Genomic DNA, 16597 nt, shown 5'->3' with positions numbered 1-16597 from the left:
CATGACTGACGAAAGGAAGCTTCCATCTCTGCCGAAGGAGGCACCAGGGCGCCCCGCAACAGAACGCTACCGGGAACAATTTGGTGTGATTGTACTTTGCACTGATGAGGCAGAGCACAAAGAAGTGTATGAACGTCTGATAGCTCTTGGGTTTAAATGCAAGGTGGTGCGTACATGAGGATCAAAGTGCACAACACCTGCCCGGACTACAACAGCTACCGCGCCGCGAGCGTTAAAAGCCTTTTTAATGTGGAACAGGGAAACCACTTCACCCTTGAGGCGGACTTGCCCGTCGAAGAAGTCCCCTGGCAGATAGGGCTCGTTATAGGGCCGTCGGGTTCAGGCAAATCGTCAATAGGAAAACGGTTGGGTGAAGCAGGCTTTTGTTTTCACCAAGAATCCGCATGGCCCGCCGATGCCCCTATTATCGACGCCATCGCCAAAGATGGAAACTGGCAGGATGTGACGGGGGCGCTCTCGGCTGTGGGGCTGGGAGATGTGCCCTCATGGCTGCGGCCCTATCATGTACTTTCCATGGGTGAACGCTTCCGGGCTGAACTGGCCCGCATAATCAGTGAGCCGCCCGCAAAGATAGTTATCGACGAGTTCACCTCTGTGGTTGACCGGCAGATAGCAAAGGTCGGCGCCCATGCATTTGCAAAGGCGTGGCGCAGGACCGGTGGGCAAGCCGTATTGCTATCCTGCCATTACGACATCGTAGAGTGGGTGCAACCTGACTGGATGTTTGATACGGCGACCGGCCAACTTGCACGGGGGTGCCTTCCACGCCCCCCAATTACACTGGAAATCCGACAATGCGGCTGGGAGTGGTGGCCATACTTTGCACCGCATCATTATTTAAAACTACCACAAATGATTGCGGCCACATGCTATGTGGGCTTCATTGACGGTATACCGGTGGCGCATCTGGCGGTGAGCACCCGGTCACGTTACGAAGCGCGGGCCTGCCGGCTGGTTGTTATGCCAGAATGGCAAGGAGCCGGGGTCGGCCTGCGTTTTCTGAATGCCGTATGCGATATGTGGCGGCGAGGCAAAAACCGCTATGGTATACCAATGCCCGTTTTGTTTCATACTTCACACCCCGGCCTTGCGGTTGCCCTGCGCCGTCGACCGGAATGGTGCCAGGTCAGCGCCCGGCTGCATGGTGAAAGTAAGATTCGAAGCCGGGATAGTATAGCCAGAAGCGCCCGCAAGAGGGGAAAGCAGTCCCCAAAATCGGGTTATGGAGGTCACTTCCGGGCGGTACAGGGCTTTCGCTACATGGGAGATCGCCCATGAAGGTGGCCATCTTAGGACAAGGCTGGTTGGCCACAGAGGTTTTGCACGCGCTAGGCGGAATACCGGCCCTTAGTATTGTGGCCGCTTCACCGGAAAAAACTGATGACCGCTTTATGCTTGCCCTGAAACACACGGGGGTTCCGGTCATACCAAACCTTAAGCATCTGCCGCACTGCGACCTCATGGTGGCAGCCCACTGCCATCGTTATATCGGTGCGGGGGCTTTACTCAAAGCCCGACACGGGATTCTCGCCTATCACCCGTCGCTGCTCCCAAGGCACCGCGGGCGTAACGCAATCCACTGGACGCTGGCCATGCGTGATCCCATAGCCGGTGGCTCTGTTTATCTGATGGACGATGGTGTTGATACCGGAGACATTGTCTGCCAAGACTGGTGCCATGTTCTGCCGAACGATACCCCACAGACCTTGTGGCGGCGCTCTCTGGGGCCAATGGGGGTGCGCCTTCTCACCCAGGCCGTCACATGGCTTGTAAGAGATGGCACCTTGCATACAATGCGGCAAGATGAACGATGCGCCACATGGGAGCCAGCATTGGCCCGTGAGCCTCTCAAAAATACAATCTAAAAACAGGTGCCCCGGAATACCGACCGGGGCACCAAATTTTAACTCTCGAATTTCCCATTTTGAAATGGCAAAATTCTCAAATAGAGTGTCAGCTTACACCATTTTTTAACATGCTGTAGATACAGCATTTTCACGGCTTGCGACTTTACGCAAATTTTACGCATTCGCGCGTAAAAAAATGCGTAAAATAGACTGATTTTGAACAGTACGAAAAAAGGCCTGATCGGCGGAAACCCGCGTCAGGCCTTGAAATTTCTGGAGCCAGCAAACAGAATTGAACTGTTGACCTGCTGATTACGAATCAGCTGCTCTACCAACTGAGCTATGCTGGCAAATGAGAAGGGCCTTATAGCCTCATCCTGTGCACAGGTCAACAGTCTCCCGTTGTCCAATTACATTTTATTTACGACATTCCGGCACAGTGGGCACCGGCTGCGGTTATTTTGCCCTTTTCCTGTTTTCTTGCTATCTGGCAATAAAGAAGAAAACAGCTTATCAGGAATAATTATTGACAAGCTGCTTATTCTTGAATAGAAGCGTTCTTAACAACTTGTTCAACCAACTCATCTTCAGGAGAAATCTGAATGAAATCCTTGAAAGGAACCCGTACTGAAAAGAACATTCTGACCGCATTTGCCGGAGAATCTCAGGCCCGCAACCGTTACGACTACTTTGCAGGTCAGGCCCGCAAAGACGGGTATGTGCAGATTGCACATGTGTTTGAAGAAACCGCCCTGCATGAAAAAGCACACGCCAAGCGCCTGTTCAAATTTCTTGAAGGCGGTGAAGTGACAATTTCTGCCGGATACCCCGCAGGCGTCATCGGCTCCACACTGGACAATCTGTTTGCGGCAGCCGAAGGCGAACATCATGAGTACGAGCAAATGTACCCTGAATTCGCCGCCATTGCCAAAGAAGAAGGCTTTGATCAGCTTGCCAAGGTGTTCATGAACATTGCCGTGGCCGAACAGTACCACGAGCGCCGCTTCCTTGCCTTTGCTCACAATATTGAAAAAAATGTCGTTTTCCAGCGGCCTCAGACCGTGGTGTGGCGTTGCCGTAACTGCGGATACAATCACGAGGGATCCGAAGCTCCCGACCTGTGTCCCGCATGTGCCCACCCCAAAGCTTTCTTCGAGCTTTTCGCTCCTGAATGGTAAGTTTCCGTTGCGCCTACCAGCGCACAAGGCGCCCGCTACGGCGGGCGCCTTTCTTTTTTTGCCTGAAAAATCCCTGTCCCACAGAGACACCTGTGAACAAAATTGCAATTTTTTGCAGTAGCAAGTCCGGAATCTGGAATTCTGCTGACAAAAAAATGAAAAAAATATGTTTTTGTCGAAAAAAGGCTTTTTTTACGTTTATGTCAAAAAAACATAAAATTATAAATATTAAAACGCATCATGACAAAAGTGAACGCTTGAATAGCCTAATGCATGATAACACAATATAAAATCATACAGGCAAAAAATTAACAGACTAGCAAACTTTGACTACCGCAATCAATGCATTGCATTTTTCTCAAAAAATTTGAAAGTTAAAATATCAATTTCCATAATCACATATGCTTTTTTATAAAAACAGATAATAAATTCATACATTGCCAAAAATATAAATCATATATTTTTTTCATTTCCTGTTTGCCCCGCCGAGCGGTTACACGCTATATGGGCTGCCTTACAGCGAAATCATCCTTATGGAGGCCTTATGAATACCCCCGTGAAGAATAATGACGTGCTTGGCACCACTAACCGTGGCAATATTGTCGAATCCGGGCTGTGCAGCCTGTGCCGCGCAGACTGTATGGGTAAATGCGAAACGTGGCTTTCATGCCTTAAAGGTCGCGACACCCTGTACCCGCGCGATTTCGGGCTGGTTACCGCCGGCAGCGGCAACACCACACATGTGGGCGTTTCATACAATTCTCTGCGCATTCAGGGCTACAACTACGGTGCCCACGGCATGGGTGAAAACGGCAGCAAAGCTCAGTCCGGCGATGCGCTTTTCACCGATGCTTCGCTGGAAACCAGCTTTGGCGCCGACGAAAAGACCAAATGCCGTTTCCCGCTGATGACCGGCGCTTTGGGTTCCACCTTTATTGCCGCGAAATACTGGGACTCTTTTGCCGTGGGCTGCGCACTGTGCGGCATTCCCATTGTGGTCGGTGAAAACGTGGTGGGCGTGGACCGCAAATCTTCACTGGAAAACGGCCGCATAACCAGTGCGCCGGAACTTGAGCGCCGCATCAACACCTATCTGCGCTACTACGACGGCTACGGCGCCATCATCGTTCAGATGAACGTGGAAGATACCCGCAACGGCGTGGCCGAATACATCGCCGAAAAATACGGCGACAAAGTCATTCTGGAGCTGAAGTGGGGACAGGGAGCCAAAGACATCGGCGGTGAAATCATCGTTGAAAGCCTTGATTACGCTCTGTTCCTGCAGGAGCGCGGTTACCTTGTGGACCCCGACCCCTCCCGTGCGGAAGTTCAGGAATCTTTCAAGTCCGGCGCCATCAAGGGTTTTGCCCGTCACAGCCGTCTGGGCTACACCAATCTCGGCACGTGGGAGCAGGTTCGTGAAAACTTCATGAACTCCGTTGACTACCTGCGCAAGCTCGGATTCAAACGTATTTCTCTTAAAACCGGTTCGTACGGCATGCAGGCTCTGGCCATGTCCATCAAGCTTGCCACCGAAGCCCGTCTCGACCTGCTGACCATCGACGGTTCCGGCGGCGGTACCGGCATGAGCCCCTGGGACATGATGGAAACCTGGGGTGTCCCCTCCATCCTGCTGCATGCAAAAGCCTATGAATATGCTTCGATGCTGGCAGCCAAGGGTGAACGTGTTGTAGACATGTCGTTTGCCGGTGGTTTTGCCAAATCCAGCCAGATTTTCAAGGCGCTGGCACTGGGCGCACCGTATACCAAACTTATCTGCATGGGCCGCGCCATGATGATTCCCGGCTTCCTCGGCTCCAACATCGAAGGCGTACTGCGCCCCGAACGCCGTGAAGCCGTATGCGGCAACTGGGACAAACTGCCCCGCACGGTGACGGACTTCGGCACTACCCCCGAGCAGATTTTTGCCGGATGGTATGACGTGCAGTCCAAGGTGGGCAAAGACGAAATGAAAAACATTCCGTTCGGCGCCGTGGCCATGTGGTCCATGGTCGACAAACTGGGTGCCGGCCTGCAGCAGCTGATGGCAGGTGCGCGCAAGTTTGAACTTTCCTGCATTTCGCGCGAAGACATTGCGGCCTGCAACCGCGAAACAGAAAAGGAAACGAGAATTCCTTTCATCACCGACGTGCAGGACGAATTTGCCAAAGCCATTCTGCGCAGCTAAGGACTGACAGATCAGTCCGCTTTCCATACCAGACAAGGGGCGCATCCTTCGGGATGCGCCCCTTTTTCAGCATTACAGGCTGCAGTATGCCATACGGCCGGGCGGAACACAGCAGACTACCGGACAAAGGCAGGTCATTGTCGCCGACAGCCTGCACGGCAGAACGACAGAAGCCATGCAGTACATGCCGCAGACAAGACAACTGCCGGACCGCAGCCCTGCCCATGCCCGAAAGATAAGGACATCATAGCCGTTCAGCAGGGCATCAGCTATGGGGCTGCAGCGGAGCCGGCGGCACCGGTACCACCGCAGCTTTTCTGCTGCACACGGCAGACCGCACCGGAACACGCGTATAGATTAAAGCACCTGCCAGCGCTGTAAACGGCGCCACCAGCACCAGCCCGAGACTGCCCACCAGAGTTTTAACAACCTCGGCTGACACGTAAATCATGTTGAACATATTGGCCAGCGGCACTCCCTGAGCCATGAATGCCATAAGTAACGTGACAAAACCACCTGAATAGGCCAGCAGCAAGGTGGTGGTCATGGTCCCTACAACAGCGCGGCCCACGCGTATGCCTGAAATAAAAGCTTCTGCCGTGCTGATGGAAGGATGACGCGAAACAACCTCGTGCTGACTTGCGGCCACATCCATGGCCAGATCCATTACCGCACCCGAAGCGGCAACAAAAACAGCCCCCACATAAATACCTGTAATATCCAGATGAGCGTATCCGGCATAGAGCATGGTCTCTGCAAAGGGCATAACGGCACCGTGCAGCTTCAGCGCACCGGCCGCCCATACTGCCAGCAGAGAACTGGCCCCGACCCCCAGCATGGCGCCCAGAAAGGCCGTCACCCCCAACCGGCTGATACCGGCCACCAGAAACACAATAACCGCCGTCAGCACCGCCACAACGCCGAAAGCCAGCGGCACCGGGGCAACCCCTTTGAGCAGCAGCGGCACAAACAGCTTCCATAATACAAGACCGGTAAAAACAAAGCTCAGCAGCGCCTTGGCCCCTGTCCATCCGCCGAAAGCCAGCAACAGCAGGCCGAACACGCACAGCAGCGCGCCCTGCAGCCCCAGCCGGTAATGATCCTGCGCCACCACGGTGTCCACACTGCCGTCCTTCCTGTGTGTTATCACCAGCAGGGCTGTGTCTCCGGCAGAAAAAACTTTGTCCAGATCCATCCTTCCCTGCAACTGATTGAGCACGGTAAACCGCTGCCCGCCATAAGGCCCGTCCAGCGCTTCAACCTCCAGAGCCTGATACCCCACCTTGATAAGTGTGTGCTGCTGCAGCCCGCCGGAATCCTGAGACAGCACCCTGCCCCTGCACCGTATGGCCGATGTGTCCATACGCGCATCAAATCCCGTGGGCAGCATCCACAACACACAGGACAACACGGCAAACAACAGCACCATGGCCCCGTCAAGTCTGCTGCGCATAGCGTTCTCTCCACATAAGCCGCGCACGGCATGTAAAACAGCGGCGCAGCCTGCAGGCCGCGCCGCCCTTGTTTCTGCAACAGTCAGGTGATCAGTTGGCCGCCACATAGACATGGGGCTTCACACCCATGGCCGTCATGATCTTTTTGGCAATGGCCGTCTGGTGATACGATCCGCCGAAAAGGTCCGCACCGCGGCCCACGGCGGTTGTTCCCACGGGAACCGCTGTATGCGAGAAGGATGTCCACGCCAGCCCGGCCTTGTTATTGAGCAGGTGGGTTATAGTGACAATGAGAGGATCGTATCCGCCGTACAGGTTGACTGAAACAGGATCGTTCAGCTTCATGGAATCGCCCGCCACAGACTTGACGAACGCATCCTGCAGCTGGGCAAGCTCGTGGGGCTGCACATACATGGGGTCTGCATGGTCGCCTGCAAACTGCAGCCCGAAGTAATGCGTGATGGTGGGCTTCAGGTCATTGAACGCCAGCGAACCCTGATGCTCTTTTTTAAACAGCTTCAGCACATCCTCGGCAAAATACTGAAACGAGACATACTGTTTTTTCAGCACGTCAAAATCAGACTCATATGCCGTACCGGCAAATCCCAGAGTCATGCCGCCGCATTCGTGGTCGCCCGTCACAACAATCAGGGTCTCGTCGGGATGCTTTTTGTAAAATCTGACAGCCTCGGCCACGGCCTCGTCAAAGGCCACAGTATCCATAATGGCTGCTTTGGCATCGTTGGCATGGCAGGCCCAGTCAATTTTACCTCCCTCAACCATCATAAAAAAGCCCTTGCTGTTATCCAGCAGGTCTATGCCCTTGGCGGTGAATTCTGCCAGAGTGATATCTTTGCCCGGGCGGCTGTCCATGGCATAGGGCAGCGCACCGGAATCCTGCAGCCAGCTGTTGTACGCAAACACCTTTCCGTCTTTGCGGTTCAGCTTCAAAAACTCGTCGCGGTCCGTCACCACTTTGTATCCGGCGTTTTTAATGGCATCCATGGCATTGCCGCGCGGTTCCACGCCTTTACGCTTGCCCGCGGGGTCCTTGATGCCTCCTCCGGCAAAGTAGTCAAATCCGGACGAAGCCAGTGCATGGTCGATGTAATGGTACAGGTTGCGGCTTTCCTCGTGAGCGTAGAACGCAGCCGGAGTTGCATGATCAATGGAGACAGAAGAAACAATGCCCACTTTCATGCCCTTTTCACGGGCCATTTCGGCAATGGTCTTCACTTTTGTCTTGTCCGGCGCCATACCTATCATGCCCACATCTGTCAGCTGACCGGTACTCATGGCCGTGGCCGCAGCAGCGGAATCCACAATGAACCTGTTGGCGGCGGGGGTGGTGGTTATGCCGTGCACCGGAAAAGAATCGAGAACCAGCTGACGGCCTGTAAACGCTTCTGTGGCCTGCTTTTGCGGCAGGCCCATGCCGTCACCGATAAACAGAAAAACATATTTTGCGGGTTTCTTTGCAAAAGACTCTGCCGCAGCTGCGCTGTGCGCGCAGACCAGCAGCGTCATCAGCATACAGACAACACTTACGGAACGCTGAAAACAAGACGGACGCATGTCAATTCTCCTTGCCTGACAACAAATAAAAAAAAACGGCACTGCCGCATTGGCTGGCAAGGATATGTCCCCGAAAGGTGACAACAGAATGACAGTACGGCTAAGATTGCACTACATCAAAGCCGTTCCCTCAGCGCGACGATGATAATGCACATACCGGAGGCTTGATGCCGTAATGAAACTGCCTGTGGCAGTTGGGGCACAGCGCCATGCAGTTGGCCGGAGTATCCGCGCCGCCCTCTGCCAGCGGCCGGACGTGATGCACCTCAAGATAAGGCAGGTTGTCTGCACGGCTGACAAACGGTGCGGGGGCCCCGCAGCATTCGCAGAAGCCACCGGCACGCAGCAGCACTCTGGCAGCGACCACGGGACTGCGCCGGAAGACAGCCTGTTCGCGCACGGTCATGCCAGGCGGGCAAAGAGTTTCCGCCGCATCATCGCCGGGGTCTGTATCCGCAGCCTGCTGCAGCTGCCTGATGGCAAGGCGCACATCTTCATCGGGCCACTGCACGGATTCCGGTTCAAAAGCCCGCACAGCAAAACCGGCCTCTGCCAGTCCGGCGCGTGCGTCACGGGTGTTGAAGCTGCCCGCGCTACCTTGTCCCGTGGCCATGGCCCATATGGCCTTGGCCGGATACAGGCTGCCCCGATGTACCAGATACCAGCGTCTGGGCGTTTTATAAAACGCAGGGCGCACCCCGCGTGCAAAGTCATCAATGGCCCTCAGTATGGCCTGTTTCATACTATTCTTCTCCGGATTTGACGGCCACGGCCGGCAGTGATGCATCCGCGGCGGAAGCATGGGGCATATGCATAAAAACGCCCCGCGGTATAATGCCGCGGGGCGTCGTTCATCTGACAAAAAGCGCGCCGCGCAGAACCGCAGCAAGATTGCGGCGGTGCGGCGCACCATGACGTCTATTTGCGCAGCATTGCCATAAGCTGCTTCAGATGCTTGCGCTCTTCGGCGATGCACGCGTCGATATGCCTGCCTTCAGCTTCGGGCACAAAGTCACGCATTTCGGCAAAGAACAGCATGGTATCCTTTTCAAACTGCATGGCGATGCGAAGAGCAGTTTCACGGCCGAGCTGCTCTGCCGGAACAGCGTCGGGGCGGAACAGGGCATGGCTGTCCAGCAGCGAGCGCATATACATGAGGTAGTCAGCCTCATCGGCCCATGCGGGCAGTTCCACAGGGGCAATGCGTTCACCCATGGCTTTGAATATGGCACGGTGGGCCATTTCCTCTTCCATCAGCCAGTGAAACAGTCTGCGGGCTTCTTCATCTTCCGAAGCCGCAGCAAGGCGGCGGTAGAAGTCTTCGCCGCGGATTTCAATTTCCTCCGCAGCGCGCACGATGTCGCCGGCTTTAAACAGGTCCGCCATGATGCCTCCTTCAAGGGGCTAGAGTTCGTTAGGCAAGTCCTTCAGGTCAGAGTAACGGAAAACCGGTCCGTCGACACAGACATACTTTGTGCCGATGTTGCACCGGCCGCACAGTCCGACGCCGCACTTCATGCGTTTTTCAAGAGTGGTGATGATCTGTTCATCCCCGAATTCAAGCTTTTTCAACGCCTGCAGGGTGAATTTGATCATGATGGGCGGGCCGCAGGTTACGGCCACGCAGTTTTCCGGCGCGGGGTTCAGTTCCAGCAACACATTGGGAATCAGCCCGACACGACGCGTGGCGGATTCTTCCCAGCCTTCGGCAGGTGCGTCCACAGTAAGCACCACGTCCAGATCATCCCGCGCCATCCACTCTTCCACGTCGTACTTGAAGCTCAGATCAACGGGAGAGCGCGCGCCGTACAGCAGAGTGATCTTACCGTAGTCGGCGCGATTGTCCAGCATATAGACCAGCAGTGTGCGCAACGGAGCCATACCTATGCCCCCCGCAACAAACACCACGTCTTTTCCTTTCATTTCATCCACGGGAAACCAGTTGCCCAGCGGCGCACGCACGCCCACGGTATCACCGGCTTTCAGCTGATGCAGGCGGCTTGTCACTTCGCCCACCTTCATTACGCTGAACTGCAGATAATCCATGCGCGTGGGCGAAGAGTTGATGACAAACGTCGATTCACCCACGCCGAATATGGAAAGCTGCCCCACCTGACCGGGCATGAAGGAAAACGACTCCATCAGGCTTTCGTCGTTGAAGCGGACACGAAAGGTCTTGATGTTGGGCGTTTCTTCCACAACCTCCAAAACAGTTGCCAGAGCAGGCAGGCTGGGGTTGTTATGCATCGGCTTTCTCCTCGGCTTCTTCAGGGACTGCGTTATGGTTCTGTGCGGCCTGCACCACGGCGCGGATATCCAGCGAGACAGGGCAGCTTTTGATGCAGCGGCCGCACCCGCAGCAGGCTATCAGCCCTTCGTGCAGTTCGGGGTAATAGGCAAACTTATGGCCCATGCGGTTGCGCAGGCGGTGAGCCTTGGTGGGTCTGGGGTTGTGCCCGCTGCCTTCCAGCGTGAACTCGAACGACATGCAGGTATCCCAGGTGCGCAGACGTTTGCCCTGCAGACCAGACTGTTCATCGGTCATGTTAAAGCAGTAGCAGGTGGGACAAAGGTAGGTACAGGCGCCGCAGCTTATGCATATGGCTGCCTGTTCATTCCAGAAGTCCATATCATCGAACCGCTCCAGCAGCTTGCGGGGCGCGTCTGAATAGTCATGGGCTTCGCCCAGCTGACCGCGGGTGCGGCTGATGACGGCACCGGCCTCGTCCATGCGTGCCTGCGAGGCAGACTCAAAGTCGCCTTCCGCCAGCAGCTCACGGCCTCTTTCCGTCACTCCTTCAGCCACATAACCGCCCTCTACGGGCACCAGCAGCACGTCGGAACCTTCGGAATCATCCGGCCCGCTGCCCACGCTGTGGCAGAAGCAGGTACTCTCGGCGCTGGTACAGGCCACAGTAACATACAGGGTGTTTTCGCGGCGGCTTACGTAGTACGGGTCGCGCATGGTGTCGCAGTTGTACACACGGTCAAGAATAAGCTGCCCGCGGGCGCCGCAGGGACGTCCTCCCACCACCACAGCCTTCTGTGTGGGCAGGACTTCGCGCACCTGCACTTTCACCCTGTCCAGATTTTCGGGATCCTTGTCGTACTTAAAGCGCAGCAAAGTTTCCGTCTGCGGAAAAACCCCTTCCTTCGGAGCCCGCACGGGCATCTTGTCCAGCAGCGCCTTGCGCCCGGGCACATAAGGGCGGAACGTCACCGTGCCGCAGTCGTCCATGGGCACCAGTACGGCGCGGTCGCGTGAAAGTGCGTCGAGCCACGCGGTCATCTTGTCATGGCTGATGAATTGTCTGCTCATTACCAGCCTCGCTCGTTAATGGTCTCTTCCTCTACCTGATAGGTAAGCAGAGGGGGCGTGGCATCGGGGTCGGTACCGCTTTCGTAGGCAAAAAGCTCCCTGACCACTCCGTTCATGGAGCGACGCAGCAGCATAAGCGGGATATCCAGCGGACAGGCGCGTTCACATTCACCGCACTCCACACAGCGCCCTGTCAGGTGCATCACATGGATCATCTGGAACATGAAGTTCTCCGCGGTGCTGGATTCCTGCGTAAGCCAGTGCGGATTGCGCGACGTGGCAATGCAGTGGTCCCGGCATACGCACATGGGGCAGGTGTTGCGGCAGGCGTAACAACGCACACAGCGCCGCATCTGCTCCTGCCAGAAAGCAAAACGCTCGGACAACGGCAGTTTTTCAAACTCTTCCAGTGTGGGATGCTTTGCGGGCACTGTGCCCTCTTCCACACGGGCTCCGGCAAAATGATCGGCATCTATGGCGTTATGATACCGGCAGGTTTCACATTTACCGCTGCGTATCTCTGCAAACGGCAGTTCCACCTTGGTATCCGGCGCCGAAAGCACAACCTTGTCGCCGGCAAACTCCACGCTGCCGATTCCGGTACAGCCCTGTGCTCCGGCTTCCAGCTTCTGCAGGCTTACTATGCCGTTGCAGCCGAAGCCGAACATGACCACTCTGTCGCGGGGGATGAGCTTTTCCTGCACCAGCTGTATGACCGCACGCGAATCACAGCCTTTGACCACAAGGCCCACCTTTTTATCGTTTCCGGCCCCGCGCAGCAGACCCGGCAGATAGGTGGCAAGGCTGTGCACGCACAGCGGGTTGAGCACAAGCCGCTCAAGATCTTTTTCGGTACGGATAAACAAAGGCCGCATGTGCAGGGCGTCAAAGCCCTGCTCCCAGCCCAGAACCATGTCGAGTTCCGGCAGGGCGGCGCGTATCTGTTCTTTCAATTCCTGCAGCACGCTCATGAGCGCACCTCCTTGAGATGGCAGGGGCATCCCTGACCGGCCTGCACCGCACGCTCGATGTCGGCCAGTTCGGCATAGCCGTTTCCGCCTGTCATTCTGGGCGCGGGGCCGAGATCATGTATGCGGCTGGTGAATGTTGTCACCACATGCTGCCAGCGCTGCCCTTCGGAAGCGGACACCCATGTGTACTCGAACCGGGCAGGATCGATACCGGTGACCGGCAGAAACTGCTTGAGCATTTCAAGCCGCCTGCGGGCATAATAGTTGCCCGCTGCATAATGGCAGTCACGGGGGTGACAGCCCGATACAAGCACGCCGTCAGCACCGCTGATAAGCGCGCGTACAATAAACAACGGATCAATGCGGCCGGAGCAGGGAACACGGACAATGCGCAGGTCGGTGGGCTGCACAAAACGGCCCACACCCGCGGTATCCGCCCCCCCGTAGGAGCACCAGTTGCAAAGAAAGCCGACTATTCGAAGCTCTCGTCCATCAGGGGCGGACATAAGGCATTAACCTCCGCAAGAATCTGGTTGTCTGTGAAATGCTGCAGCTGAATGGCCCCGTGCGGACAGGTTGCCGTGCAAATGCCGCAGCCCTGACACACGGTTTCCAGCACGTCCGCCTTCACATTGCCTGCACGGTCCTGCGTTTCACGCACCGCGCCGAAAGGACATGTCATGGCGCACTTCATGCAGCCCACGCAGCGCGCCGTATCAACCTTGGCAACCTGCGGGTCCGACTCAAGCATTTCACGCGAGAACAGTGTCAGCACCTTGGAAGCCGCGGCACTGCCCTGTCCCACTGATGTGGGAATATCCTTGGCGCCCTGACAGGCTCCGGCCAGATACACACCGGCGGTGTTGGTTTCCACGGGTTTCAGCTTGGGGTGCGACTCCATGAAAAAGCCGTACTGATCGTAGGAAATACGCAGTTTTTCGGCCAGCTGAGGCGCACCATGAGCAGCCTCAACCCCCACTGCCAGCACCACAAGGTCGGCTTCAACCTCTACCTGCGTGCTTGCCAGCGTGTCGGCACCGCGTACCACCAGCTTGTCGCCGCGCGGGAAAATCATGGAAACACGGCCGCGCACATACTGCACGTCGTACTGTTCCTGAGCGCGCCGCGTAAACTCGTCGTATCCTTTGCCGGGGGCGCGGATATCCATGTAAAAAACATAGGAGTTGGAATCGGGGATGTGGTCTTTGGTCAGCACCGCCTGTTTGGCGGTATACATGCAGCAGAATCCGCTGCAGTAGGGTCTGCCCACGGCGGGGTCGCGCGACCCCACGCACTGGATGAAAACCACTTCCTTGGGTTCCCTGCCGTCCGAAGGACGCTTGATGTGGCCGCCGGTGGGGCCGGAGGCATTCATCAGGCGTTCGTACTGCAGCGATGTGATGACATCGGGGTATTTTCCGGCGCCGTACTGGCCGTACACCGTGTAGTCAAAAAGATCGTACCCCGTGGCCGCCACAATGGCGCCCACTTTTTCGGTGACCACGGTCTCCTGCTGCTCGAAATCGATGCAGCCCATGGGGCAGAACTTTTCACACACGCCGCATTTTTTACCCTGCAGCTTGCGGCAGTAGTCGGGATCGATGGAAGCCTTTTTGGGAATGGCCTGCGGAAAGGGTATATTGATGGCCGTGGTTGTGGCCACCCCTTCGTTAAAGCGGTCGAAGCTTTTTTTGCTGGGGCATTTTTCCATGCACAGGCCGCAACCGGTACATTTGGACCAGTCAACATAGGTCTGCCTGCGGCGGATTTTGACCTCAAAGTTACCCACATAGCCGCTTATCTCGTCCACTTCGGCAGCGGCGTACAGCGTGATGTTGGGATGCTGGGCCACGTCCACCATCTTGGGACCGAGAATGCAGGACGAACAGTCCACAGTGGGAAACGTCTTGTCCAGCTTGGCCATTTTGCCGCCTATGCTGGGTTCGCGCTCCACCATGATCACTTCTATGCCTGCATCGGCACAGTCCAGCGCGGCCTGAATGCCCGCCACGCCGCCGCCGATGACCAGCGCTCTGCGGGTCACCTCGAAGTGCTTGGGCGTAAGGGGAGCGTTATGGCGCAGCTTTTCCACGGCCATACGTATCAGGTCCGAGGCCTTGACCGTGTTGCGTCTGATATCTTTGCCGATCCACGAAACATGTTCGCGGATGTTTGCCATTTCCAGCATGTAGCGGTTCAGCCCGGCACGCTCCAGCGCGCGCCGGAAGGTGGGTTCGTGCATGCGGGGCGAACAGGAAGCCACCACCACGCCGTCCAGATTATGCTCGGCAATGGACTGCACTATACCCTCCTGCCCCGGTTCGGAACAGGCGTACATGGTATCGGTGGAATACACCACATCGGGGAACATCCGTGCCGTCTCCGCAACCGAAGGACAGTCGACGGTGGCGGCGATGTTGCTCCCGCAGTGGCAGACGAAAACGCCTATGCGCATGGTTTCATCTCCTTGGCGTTAGAGCACGCCTGCCGCGCGGAGGCAGGGGCCGGGGTCCACAACCAGCTTGGCAAGGCCCACGTCCGCCGGTGCAAGACCGAAGGAAAGCCCCATCAGCTGGGTAAAATAAAACACAGGCAGTGCGTGCCGCGAACCGCGGGCCGCATTCACCTGTCCCTGACGCATGTCAAGGTTCATCTGGCAGAGAGGACAGGCAGCCACCACGGCATCGGCACCGCAGTCCGCCGCGGCGTCCAGCAGGCGCCCCGAAAGTTCGGAAACAATATCGCGGCGCGGCATGCCGAATGCCGCTCCGCAGCATTCAACCTTCAGCGGAAAAGGCACCACCTCGGCCCCGCAGGCTTCCATCAGCCTGTCCATGGCCATGGGGTGTTCGGGGTCGTCAAACTGCATCAGACCGGGGGGCCGGTTCATAATGCAGCCGTAATAGCAGGCCACCTTCAGGCCGCTCAGGGGCTTGCGCACCTTTTCCTGCACAGCCTGCGCACCCACTTCTTCCGCCAGTATCTGCAGGGTCGAACGCACGTCGACATCCGCTCCTGTTTCAACATCGGCATCAGCGGCACCGTCATGCAGCAATGCCGAAACCTGACTGCGGAATTCCGCATCTTCCATTTTATGCGCAGCAGTGCGCAGGTTGGAAAGACAGCTGGGACAGGGGGTGGTCACCACGCTGTGGCCCGCCGTGGCGGCAATGGCCAGATTGCGCGCCGACAATGCTGCCGAAAGCACATGGTTGACCGTGTGTGCGGGTGTGGAACCGCAGCAGCTCCAGTCAGGCAGTTCTTCCAGCCGCACGCCCAGTGCGCGGAAAACGGCCTGAGTCGACTTTTCGTACTCGGCAGACGTGCCGCCGCCCGAACAGCCCGGATAATACGCTACAGTGGCAAGACTCATCGGCTGCCTCCCTTGCTCTCAGCGGCAGGGCCGGCGGCGGAAACAGCCTGCCGGTCTTCCTGCTGCCGCTCGCGGAAACGGCGGAATATGGCCGCCACATGACCGGCACCCTGAATGGTATGCGGCCGGAACCCGATCTTGCCCTTGGGCAGCACCGTGGGAGCAAGATCATAATCGGTCCAGAAACGGCCGGTCTTCAGCACATAGTTGACCAGCATACCCATTTCGTAGACACGGCCATGCCGCTCCACCGATGCCAGAAAAGCATCGCCGAAGCTTTTGACAGCGCCTTCGGTGGCGTATCCTGCTTCTCGCGCCATATGGCGCAGCACGTCGACCACGCGGGCCACATCAATGTTATTGGGACAACGTGTGGTGCACGACTGACAGCTGGCGCACAGCCACAGCGAACGGCACCGCAACACTTCGTCTCTTCTGCCCATTTGCACCAGACGCATGATCCTGCTGACAGGAATGTCGTACACAAAGGTATACGGACATCCGGCCGTACAGTTACCGCACTGGTAACATGTGGCCAGATTCTGCCCGCTGCGGCGGGCGACCTCTGCGGCAAACGCGGCATCCCGGGACTGTAAGGATATCACTTCCATAATATTCCCTGGACTATCCATTTATATGAACGAAAACGCCGGCACCGGTGTGCGGTGCCG

The 16597-nt window shown here is 56.7% G+C and carries 16 protein-coding genes and 1 tRNA gene; 5 read left to right on the top strand and 12 right to left on the bottom strand.

The genetic code is table 11. The features are described from left to right. Position 1: 1 nt before the first annotated feature. Genes ACZ5D1_RS05115 through ACZ5D1_RS05105 form a run of 3 tightly spaced genes read left to right on the top strand, consistent with a single transcriptional unit; the run spans position 2 to position 1886 of the window. Entirely contained in the window at positions 2-178 is a 177-nt protein-coding gene (locus ACZ5D1_RS05115) for a hypothetical protein (RefSeq protein ID WP_464556131.1), read from the top strand. Further along, a complete protein-coding gene (locus ACZ5D1_RS05110) occupies positions 175-1299 on the top strand; it encodes an ABC transporter ATP-binding protein (RefSeq protein WP_464556130.1) in 1125 nt (374 codons plus the stop codon). The genes ACZ5D1_RS05115 and ACZ5D1_RS05110 overlap by 4 nt, the downstream gene beginning before the upstream one ends. Next, a complete protein-coding gene (locus ACZ5D1_RS05105; protein ID WP_464556128.1) occupies positions 1296-1886 on the top strand; it encodes a formyltransferase family protein in 591 nt (196 codons plus the stop codon). The genes ACZ5D1_RS05110 and ACZ5D1_RS05105 overlap by 4 nt, the downstream gene beginning before the upstream one ends. Positions 1887-2142: 256 nt before the next feature. Here the strand turns inward: ACZ5D1_RS05105 and ACZ5D1_RS05100 are convergent. Next, positions 2143-2218: transfer RNA gene (locus tag ACZ5D1_RS05100), tRNA-Thr, on the bottom strand. A gap of 252 nt (positions 2219-2470) precedes the next feature. On the opposite strand from ACZ5D1_RS05100, the gene rbr reads away from it, so the two are divergent. Both rbr and ACZ5D1_RS05090 read left to right on the top strand, forming a co-directional pair. Continuing rightward, positions 2471-3046 (top strand): rubrerythrin, encoded by a 576-nt coding sequence (gene rbr / locus ACZ5D1_RS05095; RefSeq protein WP_011367236.1) that lies wholly within the window; start codon positions 2471-2473, stop codon positions 3044-3046. A 544-nt stretch (positions 3047-3590) separates the two neighbouring features. Beyond that, positions 3591-5234 carry a glutamate synthase-related protein gene (locus tag ACZ5D1_RS05090; RefSeq protein WP_011367235.1) on the top strand — a complete coding sequence of 548 codons (1644 nt, stop codon included), beginning with the start codon at positions 3591-3593 and terminating at the stop codon, positions 5232-5234. Positions 5235-5499: 265 nt separating this feature from the next. Here the strand turns inward: ACZ5D1_RS05090 and ACZ5D1_RS05085 are convergent, their stop codons facing one another. The 11 genes from ACZ5D1_RS05085 to ACZ5D1_RS05035 all read right to left on the bottom strand — a co-directional run bounded on the left by ACZ5D1_RS05085 (position 5500) and on the right by ACZ5D1_RS05035 (position 16537). Continuing rightward, complete coding sequence (locus ACZ5D1_RS05085) at positions 5500-6687, bottom strand: YibE/F family protein (RefSeq protein ID WP_011367234.1); 1188 nt, start codon at positions 6685-6687, stop codon at positions 5500-5502. Positions 6688-6778: 91 nt separating this feature from the next. Beyond that, complete coding sequence (locus ACZ5D1_RS05080; RefSeq protein WP_464556126.1) at positions 6779-8263, bottom strand: alkaline phosphatase; 1485 nt, start codon at positions 8261-8263, stop codon at positions 6779-6781. A gap of 130 nt (positions 8264-8393) precedes the next feature. Further along, positions 8394-9005 carry an HNH endonuclease gene (locus ACZ5D1_RS05075; protein ID WP_027181938.1) on the bottom strand — a complete coding sequence of 204 codons (612 nt, stop codon included), beginning with the start codon at positions 9003-9005 and terminating at the stop codon, positions 8394-8396. A gap of 176 nt (positions 9006-9181) precedes the next feature. After that, positions 9182-9649 carry a ferritin-like domain-containing protein gene (locus ACZ5D1_RS05070; RefSeq protein WP_027181937.1) on the bottom strand — a complete coding sequence of 156 codons (468 nt, stop codon included), beginning with the start codon at positions 9647-9649 and terminating at the stop codon, positions 9182-9184. Positions 9650-9667: 18 nt separating this feature from the next. After that, positions 9668-10510 (bottom strand): FAD/NAD(P)-binding protein, encoded by an 843-nt coding sequence (locus ACZ5D1_RS05065; protein WP_011367230.1) that lies wholly within the window; start codon positions 10508-10510, stop codon positions 9668-9670. Then, the gene (locus ACZ5D1_RS05060; protein ID WP_027181936.1) at positions 10503-11582 is read right to left on the bottom strand and encodes a 4Fe-4S dicluster domain-containing protein; all 1080 of its coding nucleotides are present in this window, start codon (positions 11580-11582) and stop codon (positions 10503-10505) included. Before ACZ5D1_RS05060 ends, ACZ5D1_RS05065 begins: the two co-directional genes overlap by 8 nt. Beyond that, positions 11582-12553, bottom strand: a complete 972-nt coding sequence (locus tag ACZ5D1_RS05055; protein ID WP_011367228.1) for a 4Fe-4S dicluster domain-containing protein — start codon at positions 12551-12553, stop codon at positions 11582-11584. The genes ACZ5D1_RS05060 and ACZ5D1_RS05055 overlap by 1 nt, the downstream gene beginning before the upstream one ends. Continuing rightward, the gene (locus ACZ5D1_RS05050; RefSeq protein WP_011367227.1) at positions 12550-13059 is read right to left on the bottom strand and encodes a hydrogenase iron-sulfur subunit; all 510 of its coding nucleotides are present in this window, start codon (positions 13057-13059) and stop codon (positions 12550-12552) included. Before ACZ5D1_RS05050 ends, ACZ5D1_RS05055 begins: the two co-directional genes overlap by 4 nt. Continuing rightward, the gene (locus ACZ5D1_RS05045) at positions 13026-15008 is read right to left on the bottom strand and encodes a 4Fe-4S binding protein (RefSeq protein WP_464556123.1); all 1983 of its coding nucleotides are present in this window, start codon (positions 15006-15008) and stop codon (positions 13026-13028) included. The genes ACZ5D1_RS05050 and ACZ5D1_RS05045 overlap by 34 nt, the downstream gene beginning before the upstream one ends. 18 nt (positions 15009-15026) lie before the next feature. Continuing rightward, complete coding sequence (locus tag ACZ5D1_RS05040; protein WP_027181934.1) at positions 15027-15926, bottom strand: CoB--CoM heterodisulfide reductase iron-sulfur subunit B family protein; 900 nt, start codon at positions 15924-15926, stop codon at positions 15027-15029. Then, positions 15923-16537: a 4Fe-4S dicluster domain-containing protein gene (locus ACZ5D1_RS05035; protein WP_011367224.1), complete on the bottom strand. Its 615-nt coding sequence runs from the start codon at positions 16535-16537 to the stop codon at positions 15923-15925. The genes ACZ5D1_RS05040 and ACZ5D1_RS05035 overlap by 4 nt, the downstream gene beginning before the upstream one ends. Positions 16538-16597: the final 60 nt, after the last annotated feature.

The sequence above is a fragment of the Oleidesulfovibrio vietnamensis genome (genome assembly GCF_055388115.1).
This window is presented reverse-complemented; position numbering and strand designations above follow the sequence as displayed.